Here is a 21760-nt window from a genome sequence, read left to right on the forward strand (position 1 = left end):
GCGTTCCGATAGCGACTGATGCCCACGTTTCCGGGCTTTCCCTGTCCATGGTGCAGATCCTCGCTTTCTCAGGGGCTTGCTGATCTTGTTGTTCGGACTGATGCCGTGGTTGTCCCGGGAGGGCCAGGAAAGCCAACACTGCCTGGCCCTCCCGGGAACTGCATGAAGATGCAACTAGCGCGTGCTGGCAGCCTCGTTCATGGGGATGCGGACGCCGCGTTCGTTGGCGACCTCGACGGCGCGGTCGTAGCCGGCGTCGACGTGGCGGATGACGCCCATGCCGGGATCGTTGGTCAGGAGCCGTTCGAGCTTCTCCGCGGCGAGGTCGGTGCCGTCGGCGACGGAAACCTGTCCGGCGTGCAGTGACCGGCCGATACCGACACCGCCGCCGTGGTGGATGGAGACCCAGGTGGCACCGGAGGAGGTATTGATCAGGGCGTTGAGCAACGGCCAGTCAGCAATCGCATCCGAACCATCAGCCATGGACTCGGTCTCCCGGTACGGGGACGCCACCGAGCCCGAGTCCAGGTGGTCACGGCCGATCACGATCGGGGCCTTGACCTTGCCCTCCTTCACCAGCTGGTTGAACAACAGGCCGGCCTTGGCGCGTTCGCCATACCCAAGCCAGCAAATACGTGCCGGCAGGCCCTCGAACTCCACTCGGTCCGCCGCGGCGTCGAGCCACTTGTGCAGGTGCTTGTTCTCCGGGAAGAGCTCCTTGATCGCTTTGTCGGTGACGGCGATGTCTTCCGGATCCCCGGACAGGGCAACCCAACGGAACGGGCCCAGGCCCTCGCAGAACAACGGACGGATATACGCCGGAACGAAACCCGGGAACTCAAACGCCCGGTCATAGCCGCCCTTACGTGCCTCATCACGGATGGAGTTACCGTAATCGAACACCTCAGCCCCGGCGTCCTGGAACTCCACCATCGCCTGGACCTGGCGGGCCATGGACGCCTGGGCCTTCTTCGTGAACCCTTCCGGATCAGCCTCAGCCTCGCTGTGCCACTCAGCCACGCTGATGCCCTCGGGCAGGTAAGACAACGGATCGTGCGCGGACGTCTGATCGGTGACCACATCAAAAGTGATCTCCCCGGCCTTGTGACGGGCCAGCAGTTCCGGGAACACCTCGGCGGCGTTGCCCACAAACCCCACCGACCAGCCACGACGCTCATCCTTCGCGGCCTGGACCTTCTTGATCGCGGCGTCCAGATCCGTTTCCACCTCGTCCAGGTACCGCTTCCCGGCCCGGCGGCGCAGACGGGTCTCGTCCACGTCAACAATCAAACACGCACCATCGTTCAAGGTCACAGCCAACGGCTGGGCCCCGCCCATGCCACCACACCCACCCGTCAACGTCAGGGTCCCGGCCAGAGGGCCCTCAGTGGAGCCCTCCGCTGCTGGGGCCGGGTGACGTGCGGTGTTCTGCCTGACAGCGGCGAGTTTGTTCCCGACCGCGGCAAAAGTCTCGTACGTGCCCTGCAGGATCCCCTGGGTACCGATGTAGATCCAGGACCCGGCCGTCATCTGGCCGTACATCATCAAACCCTCAGCCTCGAGCCTGCGGAACTCAGGCCACGTCGCCCAATCCCCCACCAGATTCGAGTTCGCCAGCAACACCCGGGGAGCCCACTCATGAGTGCGGAACACACCCACCGGCTTGCCCGACTGCACCAAGAGCGTTTCGTCCTTCTCCATGGTTTCCAGAGTCCGGGTAATCGCATCAAACGCAGCCCAACTACGCACAGCACGGCCCGTGCCACCATAAACCACCAGATCATCCGGACGCTCAGCAACCTCCGGATCCAGGTTGTTCATCAACATGCGCAACGGCGCTTCGGTCTGCCACGACTTGGCAGTGAGCTCGGTACCCCGGGCGGCCTTAACCGGACGGGCACCAGAAGTGAAATCGGCAGTCATTCTTTACTCCTCTAAAGCAGCCAGCAACACGAACCAGGAGGGATTAGCCCAGGTTCTTGGTCTGGAGCCATTCCTTGGCGATTTCGCCGATGTCCTCGAACTTGGCCACACGGCCGTTCATCTTGATGAGATCTTCGGTAGTCAAAGCGGCGGAGACCTTGTCCAGGGTTTCTTTGACAGAGTCGGTTGCCTTCTTCTCGTTGATGACCGGGACAATGTTCTCGGAGAGGAACAGGTTCTTGTTGTCCTCAAGTGCCACGAGGTTGTTCTCCGCCAGAGCAGGATCGGTGCTGAACAGATCGGCTACCTGTACCTGGCCTGAAAGAAGGGCGTTCAGCGTCAGCGGCCCACCGGCGTCGAGCGCTGAGAATTCCTTGAATTCAAGGTTGTAGACGGACTTCAGTCCGGCAACGCCGTTGAGGCGGGTCTTCCACTCCGGCGGGCCGCCCAGAACGAGTTCCTTGGCAACGGGCTGGAGATCTTCGATGGTCTTGAGCTTGTACTGATCGGCGATTTCCTTCTTGACAGTGAGGACGTCCTTGTCTTCGGCTTCAGAAGGAGTCAATGCCGTCAGCCCGGACGGGATCTTGGTGGTCAGCTCTTTGGCAACATCCTCGGAGGAAACAGCCTTGGTAGCGGAATCGAGGTACTGCAGTAGTGCGCCGCCGTATTCCGGCATGAGGTCAATGGAGCCGTCCTTGAGTGCCGGAATGGTGACCTCCCGGCTGCCGATGCTCGGCTTCTCGGTGACCTCCACACCCTTGGCCTTCAAGGCTTCTGCGTAAATCTTGGCGATCAGCTGGCTCTCCGGGAAGTCCGCGGAGCCGACGATGATGCTGTCGCCTGAGCCGCCGGCTGCGGCTGTGTTGGATGAGCTCATGGGGTCCCCGCCGCCACAGGCGCTCAGGGTGATGGCAGCAACGGCCGCCAGGGTAATTCCGGTGAGGTATTTCTTCATGTCAACTCTCCTGGGATGGTGCTGCAGGGCATGCAGCGGCCAGATGGGGGTGGGGTGGAGGTGAATCCTGCGCGCCGAATCACCGGCGCCGGTGTTGTTTAGACCGTGACGGGGGTCTTCACGGGTTCGGCCACTACGGCCGACTTGATGGTGCGCCGGGTCAGTCCGGGTGAGACCACGCGGCGGGTGATGAAAGCGAGAAGCTGGTCGAAGAACAATGCCAGCAGTGCCACCAGGACGGCGCCGGCAACCATTTGGCCGTAGTCGTTCTGGGCCTTTCCGTCAATCAGGAGGCGGCCCAAACCGCCAAGCGAAATGTATGCGGCGATGGTCGCGGTGGAGATGATCTGCAACAGGGCGCTGCGAACACCGGACAAAACCAGCGGAAGGGAGCAGGGCAGCTGGACGTCCGTGAGGATCTTCATGGTTCGGAAGCCCATGCCTTTAGCGGCGTCGACGGCGGCAGCATCCACTGCGCGAACGCCGGCGTAGGTGTTGGTCAGGATGGGCGGAACCGCCAGAAGTACCAGCACGATGAGGCTCGGGAGAACATAGCCCATGCGGGACGGGAAAGCGGGAGATATGAGCAGGACCAGCAGGATCAGCAAGCCCACGCTGGGCAGTGCCCGCAGGGCGTTGGCAAGTCCGGCAATCATAAACACGCCCTTGCCTGTTACGCCGATGTAGATTCCCAGGGGCACCGCAATGATGGCTGCAACGGCCAAGGCAATCAGCGAATAGAGGAGGTGCTCAGCGATCAGGGTTGGAATGCCGTCTGCGCCGCTCCAGTGTGCGGGGTCGAACAAGTAGTTCACGATGCCACCACCTTGGGGGTCCACGGTGTCAGCCACCGGTTGATGAGGATGATCAGCCCGTCAAGGATCATGGCCAGGACCACGCAAAGCACAATTCCCGCGATGATGGGGGTGTAGAAACGGAGCTGGAAGCCCTGCGTGAAAAGTGATCCCAGCTGCGGTATCCCCAGCAGGGCGGCCACTGATACGAGGCTGACGTTGGAGACGGCGGCGACGCGCAAGCCTGCGCAAATCACCGGGACACCCACGGGGAGCTCAACTTTCAGGAGGCTCTGGTAGCCGCGGTAACCCATGGCTTTGGCGGCTTGGACGGTGTCCTCAGGAACAGAATCAAGGGCGTCCGCCACCACACGGACCAACAAGGCCACGGTGTAGATGGTTAGTGCGGCCACAATGTTCAGCGGGTCCAGGATTTTGGTGCCCAGGACCAACGGAAGGAGCACGAAGAGCGCAAGGGACGGGACAGTGTAGAGCAGACCGGCGACGCCCACCAGGAGAGGGTAGATCCGCCGGCTGCGGTGCGCCCACCAGCCAAGGGGCAGCGCGATGAGCAGCCCCAGGATCAGCGGGGTGACGGCCAGCAGGACATGCCAGCCGAGCAGGAACACGATGTTGTCGAACTGGCGGCCCAGCCACTCGAAGTTCATCAGATCGTCTCCAAGTGCGGCTCGGCCTCGATGGCCTTCACCACGTCTGTTGCGGACACGGTACCGATCAGTTCGCCGTGTTCGTTGACAACTACGCCCCGGCGGCTGGGCGAGGAGAGGGCAGCGTCGAGCAATTGGCGCATGGTTCCTGATGCCGCGGCCGGGATACCGCTGAGGTTAAGGTTTTCGCGCTTCACCTCACCGTTGAGAAGCTCCGGTTGAGCCCATCCGAGAGGCTTCCTGCCGCCGTCGACCACCAAAACCCAAGCACCCAGCGCCTTGGCGCGGGCTTCGTCCGCGGAAGCACCCAGCTGAACTGCAGCTTCTTCGCCGATAGCCACGGCGCCGGCTGTCTTGGTAAAACCGAGCGAACGGTAGCCGCGGTCGCGGCCCACAAAATCGGCAACGAACTCGTCCGCAGGAGCTGTCAGCAGCTCGGAAGGTGACGCCATCTGTGCAAGCTTGCCGCCCACACGCATCACGGCAACCTGGTCCCCCAGCTTGAGGGCTTCGTCAATATCGTGCGTGACCATGATGATGGTTTTGCCGATCTCCCGCTGCAGGCGAAGAAACTCCTCCTGAAGCTGCGAGCGCACTACGGGGTCCACGGCGCTGAAGGGCTCGTCCATCAGCATGAACGCCGGGTCTGATGCCAGGGCACGGGCAACACCTACGCGCTGCTGCTGTCCGCCGGAGAGCTGCCAGGGGTAACGCTTGGCGAAGCTCGCGGGCAATCCAACGCGTTCCATCAGTTCCAAGGCTTTGGTCCGTGCTTTTTGTCGGCTTTCTCCGAGCAGGAGCGGCATGGTGGAGACGTTGTCCACGATGGTCTTATGCGGGAAGAGCCCTGCGTGCTGGATGACGTAGCCGATCCTGCGGCGGAGCAACGCTGCGTCCATGCCGGAGGTGGGCTGATCATCGAGGTAGATGGTGCCGCTGGTGGGTTCGATGAGGCGGTTGATCATCCTCAGTGAAGTGGTCTTGCCGCAGCCGGAAGGACCAACAAGGATGGTGAGCTTTCCGGTGGGGGCCTCCAGGTTGAGGCCGTCCACTGCCACCGTGCCGTCAGGGTAGGCCTTGGTGACATTTTCAAACTTGATCATTTTGCTTCCATGCTTTCCTGGGGTAACTCATGGTTTTCGGTGTTCAGGCTGAGGATGTTGTCAGCTTCCTCCACCAGTTGCTGGCCTATCTTGAGGGCCTTCAGTTCGTCCACGCGGTAGCTGGGAACCACAATGCTCAGCGAAGCCACTGTCCGTCCTCCCATGACCACCGGCGCGGCGATTGCCGTGACGTCGTCCTCCACACCGCTGCGCACCACGGCAAAGCCACGCTCGGGCTGTTCACCCTTAAGGACCTGGCCGGATGCTGTGCCTTCGAGGGGGATGCTCCGCCCCACCCAGCTTGAGTGTCTGATCGAGTGGGTTCCCTCGACGATTGCTATATAGATTCCCGTGTCCCCAACTCCGGGAATGCTGAGATAGCAGGATTCGCGCGTTGTTGCCACGAGGCGCTTCATGGCGGGCGTGCACAATGAGACGAGTGATTCCTTGCCGAGTGCGAGTGCACCAAGCTGGATGATGCTGGCCCCTGGACGGAAGTTGCCGCCGTCATCCCGTGAAACAAAACCGCTTCCTTCAAGGGTGCGGAGGAGGCGGAGGGCTGTGCTGGGCGAGAGGTCAGCAAACCTCGCCGCGTCGCTCAGCGCAATGGCTCCTTCCGAACAAACTGCCCCCAAGAGCGCAAGCGCCCTCTCTACTGTCCGGGTGGAGGAGTCAGCCATCACACACCTTCGCTTTCCGTGGTCCACATCACTTCGTTCTTGCCATTCAGTAAAAACCAAGTTTCATTAAATGGCAATAGTCTTCAGCAATGTTGCGCCGAGTTCGGTTCATGAGACGCAATGATGCCCCCGCCCAGCGTCGAGCATGTTTCCGCTGTGTAAACAGTGGCATCAACCCTTGTCATGTGGTGGCATCTGGTTTTTACTTGGTGGCAGTCTTTCAATCGGAGGAAAACGTGGAATCCGTCAATCAACTCCTAGCCTCAATCCAGGATGTGGGCCGCGATGCGGTTCGCGGAGGCTACTCCAGGGCCGTCTATACAACGCCCGAACATGACCTGAGGCAGTGGTTCATCGAGCAAGCCGCCCAGCGGGGCCTCGAGGTGGAAACAGACCGGAACGGGATTATTTGGGCGTGGTGGGGCAAGCCCCAAAAGGGAGCCCTAGTTACCGGAAGCCACCTCGACTCCGTGCCCGGCGGAGGTGCATTCGACGGTCCGCTCGGCGTCGCTTCCGCGTTGGCCGCTGTGGACATCCTCAAGGCCCGCGGAGTCCAGCCCGCACGTTCCCTCGCCGTCACCGTGTTCCCGGAGGAAGAAGGTTCGCGCTTTGGCGTGGCCTGCTTGGGCTCCCGGCTCCTCACCGGCGCGATCGATGTCCACAAGGCCCTGAACCTGCGGGACATCAATGGCGATTCGTTTGCGGACGTCGCAAGCGCCAATGGCCTGGATCCCCGCTATATAGGTCCGGATCCGGAAGCCATGGCGCGGATCGGCGAGTTCGTGGAACTTCACGTCGAACAAGGCAAGGGCTTGGGACAGGACGGCCCTGCCGTTGCCGTGGGAAGTTCAATCCTGGGTCACGGGCGTTGGAAGATCAGCATCAGCGGCCAAGGCAACCATGCCGGCACAACCCTGATGACTGACCGTGCCGACCCCATGGTGGCTGCCGCACAGATCATCGTGGCTGTTCGCGACACCGCCGCCACACAGCCCGACGCCCGGGCGACAGTGGGCCGGTTGACGCCCGTGCCCGGCGGAACCAACGTGATCGCCTCGCGCGTTGATCTTTGGTTGGATGCCCGCCACCCGGATGACGCAGTGACCGCTCACCTCATCGAACGAATTTACGGGACCGCCCAGGATATAGCGGCTGCAGAGGGGTGCAGTGTGACCCTCACGGAGGAGTCGTACAGCGACACAGTCCACTTTGATACCGACCTCAGCCGTCGCATCACCGGCCTCTTGCCCGGGGCACCCGTGCTGGCCACAGGCGCGGGGCACGACGCCGGAGTCCTGGCCGGGTACGTGCCCTCTGCAATGGTTTTTGTCCGTAATCCCAGCGGCATCTCACACTCGCCCGAAGAATACGTTGCCGACGAGGACGCCTCCGCGGGCGCCATCGCTTTGGCCGATGTTGTGGAAGGACTCCTATGAGCGCGTTCTGGTGCGAGAGTGCCCTCATCGCCGGCGGCGGCGGCGCTGCCAGGGACAATGACGACGGCGGTGCGGTGCTTCCGGAGGTGGCTACAGGCGTGCGGGTGGAGACCACCGACGGCCGTATCTCCTCCATTGCAAGCGATGCACAGCCCCAACCCGGCGACACACTCTTGATGGGGGTCGCCTTTCCGGCAGCAGCCAACGCACATTCGCACGCTTTCCACAGAATTCTTCGCGGCAGGACACATGACGGGCGCGGTGATTTCTGGGTATGGCGGGAGCAAATGTACCGGAGCGCGTCCGAGCTGACCCCGGAGAAGTATCAGAAGCTTGCCACTGCGGTGTTCGCTGAGATGGTGGCGTCAGGCTTCAGCAGCGTGGCCGAGTTCCACTACGTCCATCACCAACTGGACGGAGCACCTTATGCGGAGCCTCACGCCATGGAGTTGGCCCTTGCGCGGGCCGCAATGTCCGCAGGGATCCGTCTGACGCTTTTGGACACGTTGTATCTGACGGGCGGGATCGGCACCTCACTCAGCCCTGAGCAGGCACGGTTCGGGGACACAGACGTCAAGGCGTGGCTGGATCGGCTGGCCTCCCTGCGGGCAGCTATAGCACGGGAGTTTCCATCGGAGAGGGTGGGCGTGGGCGCCGCCCTGCACTCCGTCCGTGCAGTGCCTGAAGAAGCCCTGAAGGTGGTCGCGGAGCAGCTGCCCCAAGACATTCCCCTGCACATCCACCTCAGCGAACAACCTGCCGAGAACCAAGCATGCGTGGAAGCCTACGGCACCACTCCTGCGGGACTTTTGGCTCGTCATGGTCTGGTGTCGTCCCGGCTCTCGGCTGTTCATTCCACGCATCTGAGCCAAGATGACATTTCCTTGCTGGGCGGAGCGGCCAGCACAGTGGTGATGTGCCCCAGCACCGAAGCCGACCTCGCTGACGGGATTGGTCCGGCCCGTGAACTGTTCGACGCCGGAGCCGCCATCGCTTTGGGGACTGACCAGCATGCGGTGATAGATCCCTGGATTGAGATGCGGAGTTTGGAACACGGGGAGCGGCTGGGCAGCGGGCAGCGCGGCAGGTTCTCACCCCGGGAACTGCTGGTGGCCGCCACGGAAGGAGCATCCCGCTCCATGGCAACCCCTATTGCCGCTTCTGCCTTGCAGGTGGGCGCAGTCTGCGACCTCATGGTCATTGATCCCGGTTCTACGCGCACTGTGGGATCACAGCCACTTCAGCTTGCTTTCAGCGCTACGGCAAGCGACGTCATTCACGTAATTATTGCTGGTGAACTCATGGCCACTCATGGTGTGCACTCACGCCTGGGTTCCCCTGCAACCTTGTTGACTGAAGCGTTGAAGGAGTTCTCCTAAGGCCACCCTTGCAGGCCGGAAGCAGACGACGGCGGCACTTGGCTTTGGTGCCACCCTGGGCACCTGGAATGCACATATTGTGTTCAAAAAGATGACTCAAGCGCTTATTCAACTGCCCCTCGGGGCGTCCGGGAGGCACTCAGCCAACTCCCAGACGCTCAGGAGCGGGTCCATGCGTTAACTACCTGAATGCATGTAGCGTCCGTCACTTGACTGGAACTTGGCCGATATGACGTGCCACACTGTGTAGCGCGAGTGCACCGGCGTCCCCGTCGGACAGCCGACGACGTCCCCCGCATATCGCTTCCACCCCCCATTCCCTAAGGGAGAACCATGTCCAGTTCCAGCACCGAAGGCGCGCCCCCAGTTTCACGGAAGGTGATCGGCCTGGCCGTCGCCGGCGCGGTGGGTGGATTCCTCTTCGGCTTCGATTCCTCCGTAGTCAACGGCGCCGTGGATGCGATGGCTGACGAGTTCGTCATGAGCGAGGCCGTCACAGGCTTCGCGGTTGCCGTTGCGCTGCTGGGCTGTGCCGCAGGCGCCTACTTCGCCGGCAAGATAGCCGACCGCTACGGACGCATCCCGGCCATGAAGATCGGCGCGCTGCTTTTCCTGGTGAGCGCCATTGGAACGGGACTGGCCTTCAGCGTCTGGGACCTTATCTTCTGGCGGCTGGTGGGTGGCCTGGGCATCGGACTGGCCTCCGTTATTGCCCCGGCCTACATTTCCGAAATCTCCCCCAGGCATGTCCGTGGGCGCCTGGCATCGCTGCAGCAGCTCGCCATCACCACGGGCATCTTCGCAGCCCTTCTTTCCGATGCTGTGCTCGCCAATTCGGCCGGCGGCGCAGACGGCACGCTTTGGCTGGGCATTGAGGCCTGGCGCTGGATGTTCATCGCGTGCGCCCTGCCTGCGGCGGTTTATGGTTGGATCGCCTTCCGCCTGCCCGAGTCCCCGCACTTCCTGGTGCTCAACGGCAAGGAAGATCAGGCCCGCACCATCTTCAACAGGATCATCCCGGGCGACGACATCGAGCGGCACATCCGCGAGATCCGCGAATCCATCCAGGAAGAGAAGCTCTCCACCAGGAAGGGCTCGCTCCGCGGCAACAGGTTCGGCCTCCTGCCAGTGGTTTGGATCGGCATCATCCTCTCCGTCCTGCAGCAATTTGTTGGCATCAACGTGATCTTCTATTACTCCACCACGCTGTGGAAAGCGGTGGGTTTCCAGGAAAAGGACTCACTGACAATCTCCGTTGCCACTTCCGTCACCAACATCCTGGTGACCCTTGTTGCAATCGCATTGGTGGACCGGATCGGCCGCCGGCCCATCCTGCTTACCGGCTCCATCGGCATGGCCGTTTCCCTCGGCGTCATGGCAATGGCCTTCTCCTCCGCCGTTGGCACGGGCTCGGAAATCAGCCTCCCGGGTGCGTGGGGACCGGTAGCCCTCGTGGCAGCCAACGTCTTCGTGATCAGCTTCGGCGCCTCGTGGGGTCCCCTCGTTTGGGTGCTGTTGGGCGAGATCTTCCCGTCCCGCATCCGCGCACGTGCCCTCGGACTGGCCGCGGCCGCACAGTGGATCGCGAACTTCGCCATCACCCTCAGTTTCCCCATCATGGCGGCAGGTTCACTGCCACTGACGTACGCCATGTACGCGGCGTTCGCGGCGGCGTCGTTCTTCTTTGTGATGTTCAAGGTCCCGGAAACCAACGGCATGTCCTTGGAACAGGCTGAAACGCTGTTCGTTCCCAAGGGTGCGCCGGTATCGCCCTTGCCGGTGGCCTCGGACGAAGCGAAGTAGCGCACAAGATAAGCCCGGCGGATGTGATCAGTTCAATTCCGCCGGGCTTATTCGTGTTTTCAGGGAGTTATACCAAGTGCGGTTCGTGGGATTTGAGGTAGGCACGTCCCCCGAAAGCCACCAGGATGGCGATGATCATGGCCACCGCACCGGCGAAGAACGGTACCTGCGGGCCGAAGTGCTCACCCAGCTGGGCCGCGGCGAACGGTGCCAACGCGCCACCCATCCAGCGCACAAAGTTGTAACCGGCGGACGCAACGGGGCGGGGCGAATCAGAAACGCCCATGGCCAGTTCCGTGTAAACCGTGTTGTTGATGCCCAGCAGGGCACCGGCCACAATGACAAGCACGACGACGGCAGTCACCGAGTGCCCGGCTGCCAGTCCCAATCCAACGAGGTCCAGCATGAGTACGGCCAGGGTGCCGGTGAGGACTTTGACGGCGCCAAACCGCTTCTGGAGAACTGGCGCCACGAAGACCGAGAATACGGCTACGGCAACACCCCAGCCGAAGAACACTGCCCCTATACCGTAGGCGTCCATGCCCAGGATGAAGGGGGTGAAGGCAAGGATGGTGAAGAAGCCGTAGTTGTAGAACAAAGCGCTGGCTGCAGTAGTGCGGAGACCTTTATGCCCCAGCGCCAGCAACGGGTCCCTGAGGCGGGATTTTTTGGCCGGAGCGGATGTTTTCGGCAGCAGTGCCAGCAGTGCAATGAAGGCTGCGGCCATGAGAACCGCGGTGCCAAAGAACGGAGCCCGCCACTGCCAGCCGCCCAGGAGGGCACCCAGCAATGGACCAAGCGAGATACCCAGGCCCAGGGCTGCTTCATAGAGAATGATGGCGGTGCCGGTTCCACCGCTGGCCACGCCGACGATTACTGCCAAAGCAGTCGCCACAAACAACGCGTTACCAAGGCCCCAACCTGCCCGGAAACCCACCAGCTGCTCAACGCTGCCGGACAGGCCGGACAAGGACGCGAACACCACAATGATCGCCAATCCGATCAGCAGCGTTTTCTTTCCACCGATCCTTGAGGACACGAATCCACTGATCAGCATGGCCACTGCGGTGACCAGGAAATAGCTGGTGAAAAGCAGGGAGACTTCACTCGTGGAAGCCTCAAGATTCTTTGCAATGGCGGGGAGGATCGGGTCTACGAGGCCGATGCCCATGAAGGCGAATACGGCTGCGAGCGCAGTGGCCCATACTGCTTTGGGTTGCTTGAGGAAGGAAGCTTTTTCAGCTTCCAGGGTGTTTTCAATCGTTGTTTCGGCGCTTGCTGAAGCGTCAGCCAACTGGCGTGACATTCACTTGCTCCTTGTCGGTGCTTTTTTGTTTAGTTCTGGAACGAGCTGCTGATCCTGGTGATTACGGGCAGTGCCGCCGCGAGATGCTCGATTTCGGTGCTGCTGAGTTGCTGGAGCAGCTCGGCCACCATGGCGTTTCGCCGCTGGTTGGCGGACTCGACGGCGGCGGTACCCGCCTGGGTGATGACTACTTGAACGGCCCTCGAGTCGTCGGGATCGGGCTGGCGTGTGATCAGGCCCGCCCGTTCGAGCTTGATGATCTGCTCCGTGGCGCTGGGGACTTTGATGCCCAGGTTCTTGGCGATATCTCCCACCCGCAGGCCCCCGTTGGAAATCATGGAGAGCAGGCTAAGCTGCGCAGCGGTGAGTTCTCCCTCGGGGTCGAGGCGGCGGGACATATAGACGCCGAGCCGCAGCGACTCGCGGAATTCCTGGGCGAGGTCCAGCAGCCGGGGATCAAAGGTGTTCATATTTAGGTAGCCTAATAGTTAGGGTACCTAAATGTCAATGCTGAACGCACCAAAACGGATGCGCTAGAGGGTGAGCTTCATGCCCTCGTGGCTGGCCGCGAAGCCCAGCCGCTCATAAAAACGATGAGCGGCAATCCTGGACTTATCCGTGGTGAGCTGCACCAGGGAGCAGCCGTTCTCTCTGGCCTGATCAACCGCCCATTGAATCATCAACGCCCCGACCCCCCGCCCCCGCAGCGCGCCCGACACCCTGACCGCCTCGATCTGCGCACGCCATGATCCCTTGCGCGACAGGCCCGGGAGGTAGCTGAGCTGGAACGTGGCAACCACATCCCCATCCAACTCGCCCACCACCAAAAGGTGCGCGGGGTCGGCGTCGATCGCTTCAAAAGCCTGCTCATAGGGCGCTAAATCGTCGGCATTCTCACGAGTGGCACCCAATTGGTCATCTGCGAGCAACGCGAGGATGCGCGGCAAATCGCCCTTGCGGGCGCGGCGAAGAGTGAAAGTTCCATGCTCGACGGCGGCAGTCAACAGGACGGGTTCGGCACTGGAATCTGTGGTCACCACCCCAGCATGCCACCCTGGCCGATATTCCTTGGAACTCAGTATTGCTAAGTACCGGTACCTAGTTCTACTATGTAGTGGTAGCTAGTAATACTGAGTAGTGAGGGAGGTGTCCGATGGGCAAGCAAATGACGGAGATGCTCAAAGGCACATTGGAGGGCATTGTCCTTGCCCTTCTCACCGGAAAGGCAGCGTACGGATACGAGATCACCACGCTGCTCCGGGAGCAGGGATTCACCGAGATCGCTGAAGGCACCGTGTACGCGCTGCTGGTCAGGATCGAGCAAAAGGGACTGGTGGATGTTGAGAAGCGTCCATCCGAAAAAGGGCCGCCCCGCAAGGTGTACACGCTCAACACACAGGGCGAAAAAGAACTGAACGAATTCTGGAACACCTGGAGCTTCTTGTCCGGACGGATTGAAGAGCTCCGCAAGGAAGGAAAATAACATGGCCGCAAAATGGATCGAACTGGTCACCGGATCACTCGAGCAGAAGAAGCAGTACAAGCAGGCAAAGGCCCGGCTCGATGCCCTGCCTGAGCCGTACCTCACCGTAGCAACCGCTTTCAACCGGTACCTGATGTACTACGGCGGCGTCACCGAGGGCGACACCATGGTCCAGATGCTCACGGACTTCGCAGACCTTTGGGAACGCGCCGCACTGGACGGCACTCCCGTCAGCGAGATTGTGGGCGAAGATCCGGTGGAGTTCGCCGAATCCTTCGCCCAGGCCTACGGCGGAAAGCGCTGGATCGACAAAGAACGCGAGCGCCTCAACAAGGCAATCAATAAAGCGAAGGAGGCGGAATCATGACCGCTGCAGCAATCCGGGTGGAGGGCATTGAGAAGTCCTACAAGGACCTCCACGTACTCCGGGGCGTAAACTTCGAGGTTGCCCCCGGCAGTATCTTTGCCCTGCTGGGCTCCAACGGGGCAGGCAAGACCACCATGGTGAAGATCCTCTCCACCCTGCTCAAAGCCGACGCCGGCTCGGCCGTCGTCGAAGGTTTTGATGTGGCCACCGAGTCGCTGCAGGTGAGGCAGTCCATCAGCCTCACCGGGCAGTTCGCAGCAGTGGACGAGGTTCTTACCGGCAAAGAGAACCTGGTTTTGGTGGCGAAGTTGAGGCACTTAAAGAACCCGGGCGCCATAGCTGATGAGTTGCTGGCGCAGTTCAGCCTCACGGAGGCCGGTGGCCGCAAGGTGGCGGGCTATTCGGGAGGCATGCGCAGGCGATTGGACATAGCAATGAGTCTGATCGGCAGCCCGCAGGTGATCTTCCTGGACGAGCCCACCACGGGCCTGGATCCCGAAGCCCGCCTTGAGGTATGGCAGATCGTCAAAGACCTTGCCAAGAGAGGGACCACGGTGCTGCTCACCACGCAGTACCTTGATGAAGCTGAACAACTCGCGGACAGGATCGCCATCCTTCACGAGGGCCGCATCATCGCCAATGGAACCCTTGCCGAGCTCAAGCAACTGCTCCCGCCGGCCAAGATCGAATACGTCGAGAAGCAGCCAAGCCTGGAGGACATCTTCCTGGCGTTGGTGGGCACCGGCAGCAACAAGCCTGCTGCAGGCAGCGAGTCAGTAAAGGACAGGTCATGAGCACCCACTTCTTCGCAGATACCTCGGTCCTGCTGGGCCGTTCAATGCGGCACATTTTCCGCAGCGTTGACACCATCATCACCACCGCCATCACCCCGATCGCGCTGATGCTGCTGTTCGTGTACGTCTTCGGCGGCGCCATCAGGACCAACACCGAGAACTACGTGAACTACCTGCTCCCGGGCATCATGCTGATTGCCATTGCATCCGGGATCGCCTACACCGCAGTCCGGCTCTTCACAGACATGCAGAGCGGCATCTTTGAGCGGTTCCAGTCCATGCCGATTGCACGGTCAGCCGTTCTCTGGGCGCACGTGCTGACCTCGCTGGTGGCCAATGGGCTTTCACTGGTGATCATCGTAGTGGTGGCACTTCTCATGGGATTCCGCAGCCCGGCCAACGTCCTTGACTGGCTGGCAGTGGCGGGCATCCTGGCCCTGTTCACCTTGGCGCTGACCTGGATTGCGATCATCGCCGGCCTCTCGGCGAAGTCCGTTGATGGCGCGGGCGGGTTCTCCTATCCGTTGATCTTCCTGCCATTCATCAGCTCAGCATTCGTCCCCACCGAAACCATGCCGGGCCCGGTCCGGTGGTTCGCGGAAAACCAGCCCGTAACGTCCATTGTGAACACCATCCAGGATCTGCTCGCCCAGCGCCCGGTGGGCGGCGACATCTGGGTTGCGTTGGCCTGGTGCGCAGGAATCCTTGTGGTCTCCTACGCCTTTGCCACTGCTGCCTATAAGCGCAACATCGCCTGAATCCTCGGGCTATCACTAGGGCTAAAGCTCCTCTTTTCCGCAAGAGGGGCTTTCGCCATGCAGACCGATTCGCCATTGCTCGGACATTAGCTATAACTTTATCGAACAGATTTGTAACGGCCGTCACTATTATGGCGGTTCCTTCGAAGGGTTCTAGAACTAATGTCCGACCAGACAACACCGGAGCTGCTCCGCGCCTCCAGCAGGGACAGCGAGCCCCACCTGTCACGCTCGCTCAGCAACCGCCACATCCAACTCCTGGCTATTGGCGGTGCTATTGGAACCGGCCTCTTCATGGGCTCCGGCAAAACCATCTCCGTTGCCGGTCCATCCGTGATCTTCGTGTACATGATCATCGGCTTCATGCTCTTCTTCGTCATGCGAGCCATGGGCCAGCTGCTGTTGTCCAACCTGAACTACAAGTCCTTCAGCGACTTCGCCGGGGATCTTCTGGGGCCCTGGGCGGGCTTCTTCACCGGCTGGACGTACTGGTTCTGCTGGGTAGTGACGGGCGTGGCAGACGTCATTGCAATCGCAGGCTACGCGGACGAACTCTGGCCGGGAATCCAGCTCTGGATCCCGGGGCTGGCCACCATCATCATCCTGCTCCTGCTGAACCTTCCCACGGTGAAGGCCTTCGGTGAGACCGAGTTCTGGTTCGCGCTGATCAAGATCATTGCAATCGTGGCCCTGATTGTTGTGGGCCTGGTGATGATCTTCACCGGCTTCCAGTCCAACGCAGGAACGGCCAGCTTCACCAACCTGTGGAGCCATGGCGGATTCTTCCCCAAGGAATTCATGGGGTTTGTGGCCGGTTTCCAGATCGCCGTCTTCGCGTTTGTGGGCATCGAACTGGTGGGCACTGCCGCCGCCGAAACCAAGAACCCGGAGCACAACCTCCCCCGCGCCATCAACGCAATTCCCCTGCGCGTTATGCTCTTCTACGTAGGCGCCCTCATCATCCTCATGTCCGTCACGCCGTGGACCGAGTTCAAAGCCGGCCAGAGCCCGTTCATTGCCATGTTCTCCCTGGCAGGACTGGGAATGGCGGCCACCGTGGTCAACCTCGTGGTCCTGACCTCAGCTATGTCCTCCGCCAACTCGGGCATCTACTCAACGTCCCGCATGGTTTACGGCTTGGCCAACGACGGCGACGCACCCAAGCTCTTCGGCCGTCTTTCCAGCCGCAAAGTACCTCAAAATGCACTGTTCCTGTCCTGCGTTCTGTTGCTGGCCGGCGTCGCACTCCTGTACGCAGGCAAGGACGTGGGCGTGGCGTTCGACATGGTGACCACGGTGTCCGCAGTCTGCTTCATGTTCGTCTGGTCCATCATCCTGGCCAGTTACCTCGTGTACCGCAAACGCCGCCCCGAACAGCACGCAGCCTCACCGTTCAAGATGCCCGGCGGCATCCCCATGGTGTGGGTGGTGTTCGCGTTCTTCGCATTCCTGGTGTGGGCGCTGACCACCCAGCCGGATACGCTCACGGCCCTGCTGGTGACGCCCATCTGGTTCGCCATCCTCGGCGTGGCCTATGGAATCGTCCGCAGAACGCCCCTGCACCAGGCCCGAGTGGCTGAATGGAAGGCCATGGCTGAAGGAGAAACCGCGGCTACACGCTAAGTTACAAACCCTGAGAAACCACGACGTCGGCACCCTGGCTTGGGTGCCGACGTCGCTGGTTTAACTCACCTCAGGCCCCGCGTTAGGCGCTCCGCCGGCGACTGGCCACCAGCGCCAAGCAACCAGCAATCAGAAGCACTGCAGCGCCGGCAAGCCCCACCATGACGCCGGTGGCTCCGGTGTCCGGGAGTTCGTCCGTGGCAGGGAGGGGCGTCACAGCAGGAGCGGGAGCAGCCCCGGTGGGCGGAATTTCACTGGGCGGAATTTCACTGGGTGGAGTTGCAGTCGGTTGAATAACTGAAGGGACGGGCGGCACAACTGCCACCTGCTCTACTACAACCTCCCCCGAGTCAGTCCCAGTGGGCCCTTCCCCTCCCGGCACCGTTGCCGAGGCAACCACCACGTTGATGTAGGACTCAGTGACGTTGGCTTGTGCAATTACCCGGCTGACCGTCTCCCCCGGGGCCAGAGTGGCTACCGGCTCAATGGCCCCCAGTGCGGGGTCGTCGAATCGGACATCCGTCAGCACCGTGTTGCCGGTGTTGGTCACGCTGAGTTGCCAGTAAACCATTTCATTCGGGCTGATATTCACGGCCTCGCTCCATGGACCTTCCTGGTGCGTGGAGACCAGCTTGTCCACCTTCAGCCCAGGCACGGCACCGAAGTAGTAGGAATCGTCAGAGGCACTCAGGTCCGGACCACCAAGCGGGTTTGCGGCCGCTGCCTGCACAGTGTTCTTGTACTGTCCCTCAACAGCCTTGCCCTGAGCCGACAACTCAACAGAGGCACCGGGCGCCAACGAGGGAATCTTCCCGGAGAACACCTCACGGCCGGCGCTGTCCTTATCAACCACCAGCACATCCTTGAGAGCTACATCGCCAGTGTTCGTCACGGTGTAGGACCACTTCACGTCACTGCCGGGAAGCACCTGCGGTCCCGGAGCGGCCTTAACATCCTCTCCATTGGTTTTCTTTTCGATAGCCAACGCAGAAGTACCCGCTATATTCACAGCAGCCTCGTTAGTGGCAAACTGCACCGACTGCCCGTTATACGTTCCTGTGGCGACGAGTACGTTGCTCGCCTTCTCTCCGAAGCCTGGATTTCCCAACACCTTGGTGGGAACCAGCAGGGTGAAATCTTCGCCGGTGGCCAGGACGTCAATCACCACCCGGAAGGCCGTGGCGTTGGCCGGATCAGTGGTCCAAACACCCGAGGTGGCATCCGTGGCGTCAGTGGAATACTCAATCTTTGCCCCCTCCGGGGCGCCGGTTACGGCTCCGGACAGGACGACGTCGAAATCGTCATTTGTTGCCACAGCCGGCAAACGGTCAAAGAAGTTGGCCCCGGTAATGGGGTTGGGCAGGACGTTACTGACGTAAATCTGCCAGAACGCCGAGTCGTCAACGGTGGTGGCCAAGGACCAGGGACCTGTTTCCGAGGAACCGGACAGTTTATCGAGCAGCAAGCCCCCGGCGGTGTTGATGGATATCCGGCCGGTTGCTTTGGCGATGCTTGTCCGCGCAGCATCAAAATTGTGGATGTCTTCACCGAAGAAGGGCGCGTAGCCGATCATCGGCACTGTTTGCTCAGCTGTGCCGCCGTGTGCCCGCTCGATGAAACGCTGATCTCCTGTTGAGGCATACGATTCCACCTGGATGGATGAGGCAGAGGGGTTGTAGGCCTTGGCAAGGACCGTAACAGGGATGAGGTACTGCCACCCTGTGTTTTCAACCTTGCGATGAGAAGCTTCCCTCGGGTCCCTCATGGGGCTGATGTGATCGAACGTGAAGGTTACAACCTGCACCTCACATCCCGCGGCATCAGTGACCCGCGAGGTGGAATCGACCGTCACGCCGTTCCCGATTGCCGGGATGGGCTCCACTCCCACCACAACGTCCGTCACGGGAGTGATGGTCTTGCTGGGATCGTAGAGGACTCCGCACGGCAGCACTACGGACATCACTGCATCCTGGTAGGTTTCGGAGGGATTTTGGTTGACGATGCCAGCCTTGATGGTGCCGGCATCACCCACGCTCAGGACCGTTGGAGCCGAGACGTTGGTGGTCAGGTACACCGAATCCACCGGGCTGAAGACGTCAGAGGCCTGACCCGTCAGCCCGCCCGCTTTCAAAGTGGCAGTGTTGTTCACCGGCCCTGGTGCAATACCCGCAGGGCTGTCCGGAGCAACCACGCCGTCGGTGACGTCACGGAAGACCGGCACGCTTCCCACAGTGACCCGCACTTCCGAACCAACCGGCACGGACTCAGCGCCGGGTGCAACAGAGATTCGCCACCCTGTCAGGGTGGAGCCCGGCGGCACGTTGAGGGTGTTGTTCCCGCCGAACAACTCCCAACTGTTTGAACCTGTGTTCTGTACGGTCAGCGACAAGTTGGTGCTGGTAGTGGGCTTGGCGGGCGTGAAGCTCTGCCACGCATCGGAGAAATCGGTCTGGTACTCCAGCGTGTAGGGAAGGTCCTCCGTAGCCAACACAGGACTGAAAACCGCGTTGATGGCGGTGACATCGTTATGGTGGAACCACTCTTCAGACGGGCCGCCGCTTGTACCGCTATCGGTAATAACGAGGTCCTCGGCCCGTGGGCTGTCCCTGGGCCCGAGGTAGGAGGCATTGACGTAGGTGCTCCTGGCGATCATTCCTGCCGAGGTTCGGCCTCCCGAATATTTCTCGATCGCCGTTGTTACCCCACCACCGGGACTGAAGACAGGCCCTTGCGAAGCAGCGGGCTTGCCGGCCCTGACCACACCGTTGGCGTCCGTGGTCTCCAGGGTCACGGTATTGACCGGGGGCCTCTGGCCGTCTTCCCAACCAGCAACATCCCGGGGATACCGGACGGTGAGCCAGATGCCGGTGTTGCTCCGGTCCAAGCAGTATCCGGTGTGGTCGTACCGCTCGTTGTGGGTCCAGGTGGCTTGGGGCCACGCGCTCGTGTCCCAGGAGCCCAGACCGGTGGAAGCGGAAGCGAACTCTGCACCGGCGGGAAAGACATCAGTGAGTTTCTGTGCGTAAGCGGAAAAACTCAGGTAGCTTTCCTCCGAGCACACGTTGAACCGGTAGGTCACCTCACGGCGGGTGGATCCAGTGATGGTGGTGGCCATTTTCTGCGCCCGATAGTCATGGGGGCCGGTGACTTTTGACGTGACCGGCCCGGACGTTACCTGGCCGCTGGGTCCGCCCGTACCGGTCATCACCGTGTTCAACGGAAAACCCTCATACTTTTTCTCGTTGTCCACCTGCGAGACCGTGTACACCACGCTGAGGAGGTCCTCGGTAGTCTCGTTGAGGATCATGCTCAGCACGCGGGTAGCCGGATCATAACTATGGCTCAATACCGGCGACGAAGTACCGGTGGGGAGCCCCGCGAATGTAGTGCCCTCCGGGAGCGTTGTGGTCATTGCTACGCCACTTGCCGGATGGGACGCATCAACACCGGTGAAATCAACAGTGGCGGTGTAGTTGTAGTTCTGGCTCAGCGGCACCGTTTCCGGGGCAGAGAGGGAAATGGTGAAGTCTCCGGCGGCCGCCATTGCCGGAGAGACTCCCAGCATCAGCGATCCCGCACCCACCACCACGGCCAGGGCCGCCGCCGGAGTCCGCATCACAGCGCGTTGCCGTGACGGGGGTATCCGAGGTATGACCGTGGAGTCCTTCCTCGGACCCGGCGTCTTTTCACGCCGGCCGAAACGGCCCCATGACAGTGATACGGACATTCAGTGCTCCCTTGCTAGTCCCGGGCCACCGTCCCGGCGGCATGCAACGCGGCGCGAGGGGCGGGGTAAACCGGCATTTCAATAAGTGAGCGTTCGCTCTCTCTTATTGCTAGTGGGGGAGGTCCCGGAATCGTGACGAAGAGTTTTGGGGTCGCAGCCGTATGTGGATAACCCTGGAGCGGGATGCGGAAAAGCGTCAGGCGAAGTACACGCCGATGCGGTTGCCGTCGATTTCTTCAATGCGAATATCGATGTCGTAGACATCGTGCAGCATCCCGGCGCGCATGATGTCCGAGGGCGTGCCCTGATGAATGAGCCGGCCGTTTTTCATGGCCAGGATGGTGTCCGAATAGCAGGATGCAAAGTTGATGTCGTGGACCACCAGCACGATCGTCTTCCCGAGCTCGTCGGCCAGTCGCCGCAACAGCCGCATCATCTCCACGGAGTGTTTCATGTCCAGATTGTTCAGGGGCTCGTCGAGCAACAGGTATTCGGTGTCCTGCGCCAGGACCATCGCAATATAGGCCCGTTGCCGCTGTCCCCCGGAGAGCTCATCCACGAACTTGTCCGCCATGGATGTCAGGTCCAGCTGCCGGATGGCTTCCTCAACGTGCTCGAGGTCCTCCACCGTGGGACGTCCGCCGCTGTGCGGGAAGCGTCCGAATGCCACAAGATCCCGCACGGTCAAACGCATGGTGAGGTGGTTTTCCTGCCGAAGGATGGCCATGGTCCTGGCCAGTTCCTTGCTGGGAGTTGCCGTGACATCCAAGCCGGCAACGGACACTCCCCCTGAATCCATGGGCTGCAGGCGGCTGATCAGGGAGAGCAGCGTGGACTTGCCGGCACCGTTGGGTCCGATGATGGAGGTGATGCCGCCGCGGGGAATTTCGCAGCTCACATCGTCCAGCACGGTGGTGCCGCCGTAGCGCTTGGTGACGTTGCGGACAGTGATCATGGG

19 protein-coding genes are annotated in these 21760 nt (G+C 61.3%); 8 read left to right on the top strand and 11 right to left on the bottom strand.

The features are described 5' to 3' along the window. Window positions 1-174: 174 nt before the first annotated feature. The 6 genes from ABI796_RS18495 to ABI796_RS18520 all read right to left on the bottom strand — a co-directional run bounded on the left by ABI796_RS18495 (window position 175) and on the right by ABI796_RS18520 (window position 6126). Window positions 175-1923, bottom strand: a complete 1749-nt coding sequence (locus ABI796_RS18495) for a urocanate hydratase (RefSeq protein ID WP_344761832.1) — start codon at window positions 1921-1923, stop codon at window positions 175-177. Between the two features lie 43 nt (window positions 1924-1966). After that, entirely contained in the window at window positions 1967-2881 is a 915-nt protein-coding gene (locus ABI796_RS18500; RefSeq protein WP_141283846.1) for an ABC transporter substrate-binding protein, read from the bottom strand. 98 nt (window positions 2882-2979) lie between these two features. After that, window positions 2980-3732, bottom strand: coding sequence for an ABC transporter permease (locus ABI796_RS18505; protein ID WP_246095805.1), 753 nt, complete (start codon window positions 3730-3732; stop codon window positions 2980-2982). Beyond that, complete coding sequence (locus ABI796_RS18510; RefSeq protein WP_014923069.1) at window positions 3693-4343, bottom strand: ABC transporter permease; 651 nt, start codon at window positions 4341-4343, stop codon at window positions 3693-3695. The genes ABI796_RS18505 and ABI796_RS18510 overlap by 40 nt, the downstream gene beginning before the upstream one ends. Further along, window positions 4343-5446, bottom strand: a complete 1104-nt coding sequence (locus ABI796_RS18515; protein ID WP_141283845.1) for an ATP-binding cassette domain-containing protein — start codon at window positions 5444-5446, stop codon at window positions 4343-4345. The genes ABI796_RS18510 and ABI796_RS18515 overlap by 1 nt, the downstream gene beginning before the upstream one ends. Next, complete coding sequence (locus ABI796_RS18520) at window positions 5443-6126, bottom strand: IclR family transcriptional regulator (protein ID WP_141283844.1); 684 nt, start codon at window positions 6124-6126, stop codon at window positions 5443-5445. Before ABI796_RS18520 ends, ABI796_RS18515 begins: the two co-directional genes overlap by 4 nt. A 236-nt stretch (window positions 6127-6362) precedes the next feature. Between ABI796_RS18520 and ABI796_RS18525 the strand changes: the two genes are divergently transcribed. The 3 genes from ABI796_RS18525 to ABI796_RS18535 all read left to right on the top strand — a co-directional run bounded on the left by ABI796_RS18525 (window position 6363) and on the right by ABI796_RS18535 (window position 10744). Next, window positions 6363-7562 (top strand): allantoate amidohydrolase, encoded by a 1200-nt coding sequence (locus ABI796_RS18525; protein WP_141283843.1) that lies wholly within the window; start codon window positions 6363-6365, stop codon window positions 7560-7562. Then, the gene (locus tag ABI796_RS18530; protein WP_141283842.1) at window positions 7559-8941 is read left to right on the top strand and encodes a formimidoylglutamate deiminase; all 1383 of its coding nucleotides are present in this window, start codon (window positions 7559-7561) and stop codon (window positions 8939-8941) included. Before ABI796_RS18525 ends, ABI796_RS18530 begins: the two co-directional genes overlap by 4 nt. 333 nt (window positions 8942-9274) lie before the next feature. Beyond that, on the top strand, window positions 9275-10744 hold the full coding sequence (locus tag ABI796_RS18535; RefSeq protein ID WP_141283841.1) for a sugar porter family MFS transporter: 1470 nt from the start codon (window positions 9275-9277) through the stop codon (window positions 10742-10744). A 67-nt stretch (window positions 10745-10811) separates the two neighbouring features. Here ABI796_RS18535 and ABI796_RS18540 read toward each other — a convergent pair whose 3' ends face one another. The 3 genes from ABI796_RS18540 to ABI796_RS18550 form a co-directional block, all read right to left on the bottom strand. Beyond that, a complete protein-coding gene (locus ABI796_RS18540; RefSeq protein ID WP_141283840.1) occupies window positions 10812-12050 on the bottom strand; it encodes an MFS transporter in 1239 nt (412 codons plus the stop codon). A 29-nt stretch (window positions 12051-12079) separates the two neighbouring features. Further along, window positions 12080-12520 carry a MarR family winged helix-turn-helix transcriptional regulator gene (locus tag ABI796_RS18545; RefSeq protein ID WP_141283839.1) on the bottom strand — a complete coding sequence of 147 codons (441 nt, stop codon included), beginning with the start codon at window positions 12518-12520 and terminating at the stop codon, window positions 12080-12082. 63 nt (window positions 12521-12583) lie between these two features. After that, complete coding sequence (locus ABI796_RS18550; protein ID WP_141283838.1) at window positions 12584-13090, bottom strand: GNAT family N-acetyltransferase; 507 nt, start codon at window positions 13088-13090, stop codon at window positions 12584-12586. Window positions 13091-13203: 113 nt separating this feature from the next. Here ABI796_RS18550 and ABI796_RS18555 point away from each other — a divergent pair, with 113 nt between their 5' ends. From ABI796_RS18555 to cycA, 5 genes are all read left to right on the top strand, one after another. Further along, a complete protein-coding gene (locus ABI796_RS18555; RefSeq protein ID WP_141283837.1) occupies window positions 13204-13533 on the top strand; it encodes a PadR family transcriptional regulator in 330 nt (109 codons plus the stop codon). Between the two features lies 1 nt (window position 13534). Then, window positions 13535-13900: a DUF1048 domain-containing protein gene (locus ABI796_RS18560; RefSeq protein ID WP_141283836.1), complete on the top strand. Its 366-nt coding sequence runs from the start codon at window positions 13535-13537 to the stop codon at window positions 13898-13900. Next, window positions 13897-14694: an ABC transporter ATP-binding protein gene (locus ABI796_RS18565; protein ID WP_141283835.1), complete on the top strand. Its 798-nt coding sequence runs from the start codon at window positions 13897-13899 to the stop codon at window positions 14692-14694. Before ABI796_RS18560 ends, ABI796_RS18565 begins: the two co-directional genes overlap by 4 nt. Continuing rightward, window positions 14691-15452, top strand: a complete 762-nt coding sequence (locus ABI796_RS18570) for an ABC transporter permease (protein ID WP_141283834.1) — start codon at window positions 14691-14693, stop codon at window positions 15450-15452. The genes ABI796_RS18565 and ABI796_RS18570 overlap by 4 nt, the downstream gene beginning before the upstream one ends. A gap of 162 nt (window positions 15453-15614) precedes the next feature. Continuing rightward, window positions 15615-17075, top strand: a complete 1461-nt coding sequence (gene cycA / locus ABI796_RS18575; RefSeq protein WP_141283833.1) for a D-serine/D-alanine/glycine transporter — start codon at window positions 15615-15617, stop codon at window positions 17073-17075. Window positions 17076-17157: 82 nt separating this feature from the next. Here the strand turns inward: cycA and ABI796_RS18580 are convergent, their stop codons facing one another. Continuing rightward, window positions 17158-20802: an LPXTG cell wall anchor domain-containing protein gene (locus tag ABI796_RS18580; RefSeq protein WP_141283832.1), complete on the bottom strand. Its 3645-nt coding sequence runs from the start codon at window positions 20800-20802 to the stop codon at window positions 17158-17160. A 196-nt stretch (window positions 20803-20998) separates the two neighbouring features. Further along, entirely contained in the window at window positions 20999-21757 is a 759-nt protein-coding gene (locus ABI796_RS18585; protein ID WP_141283831.1) for an ABC transporter ATP-binding protein, read from the bottom strand. Window positions 21758-21760: the final 3 nt, after the last annotated feature.

This window comes from Paenarthrobacter aurescens, from assembly GCF_041549525.1.
Taxonomy (GTDB): domain Bacteria; phylum Actinomycetota; class Actinomycetes; order Actinomycetales; family Micrococcaceae; genus Arthrobacter; species Arthrobacter aurescens.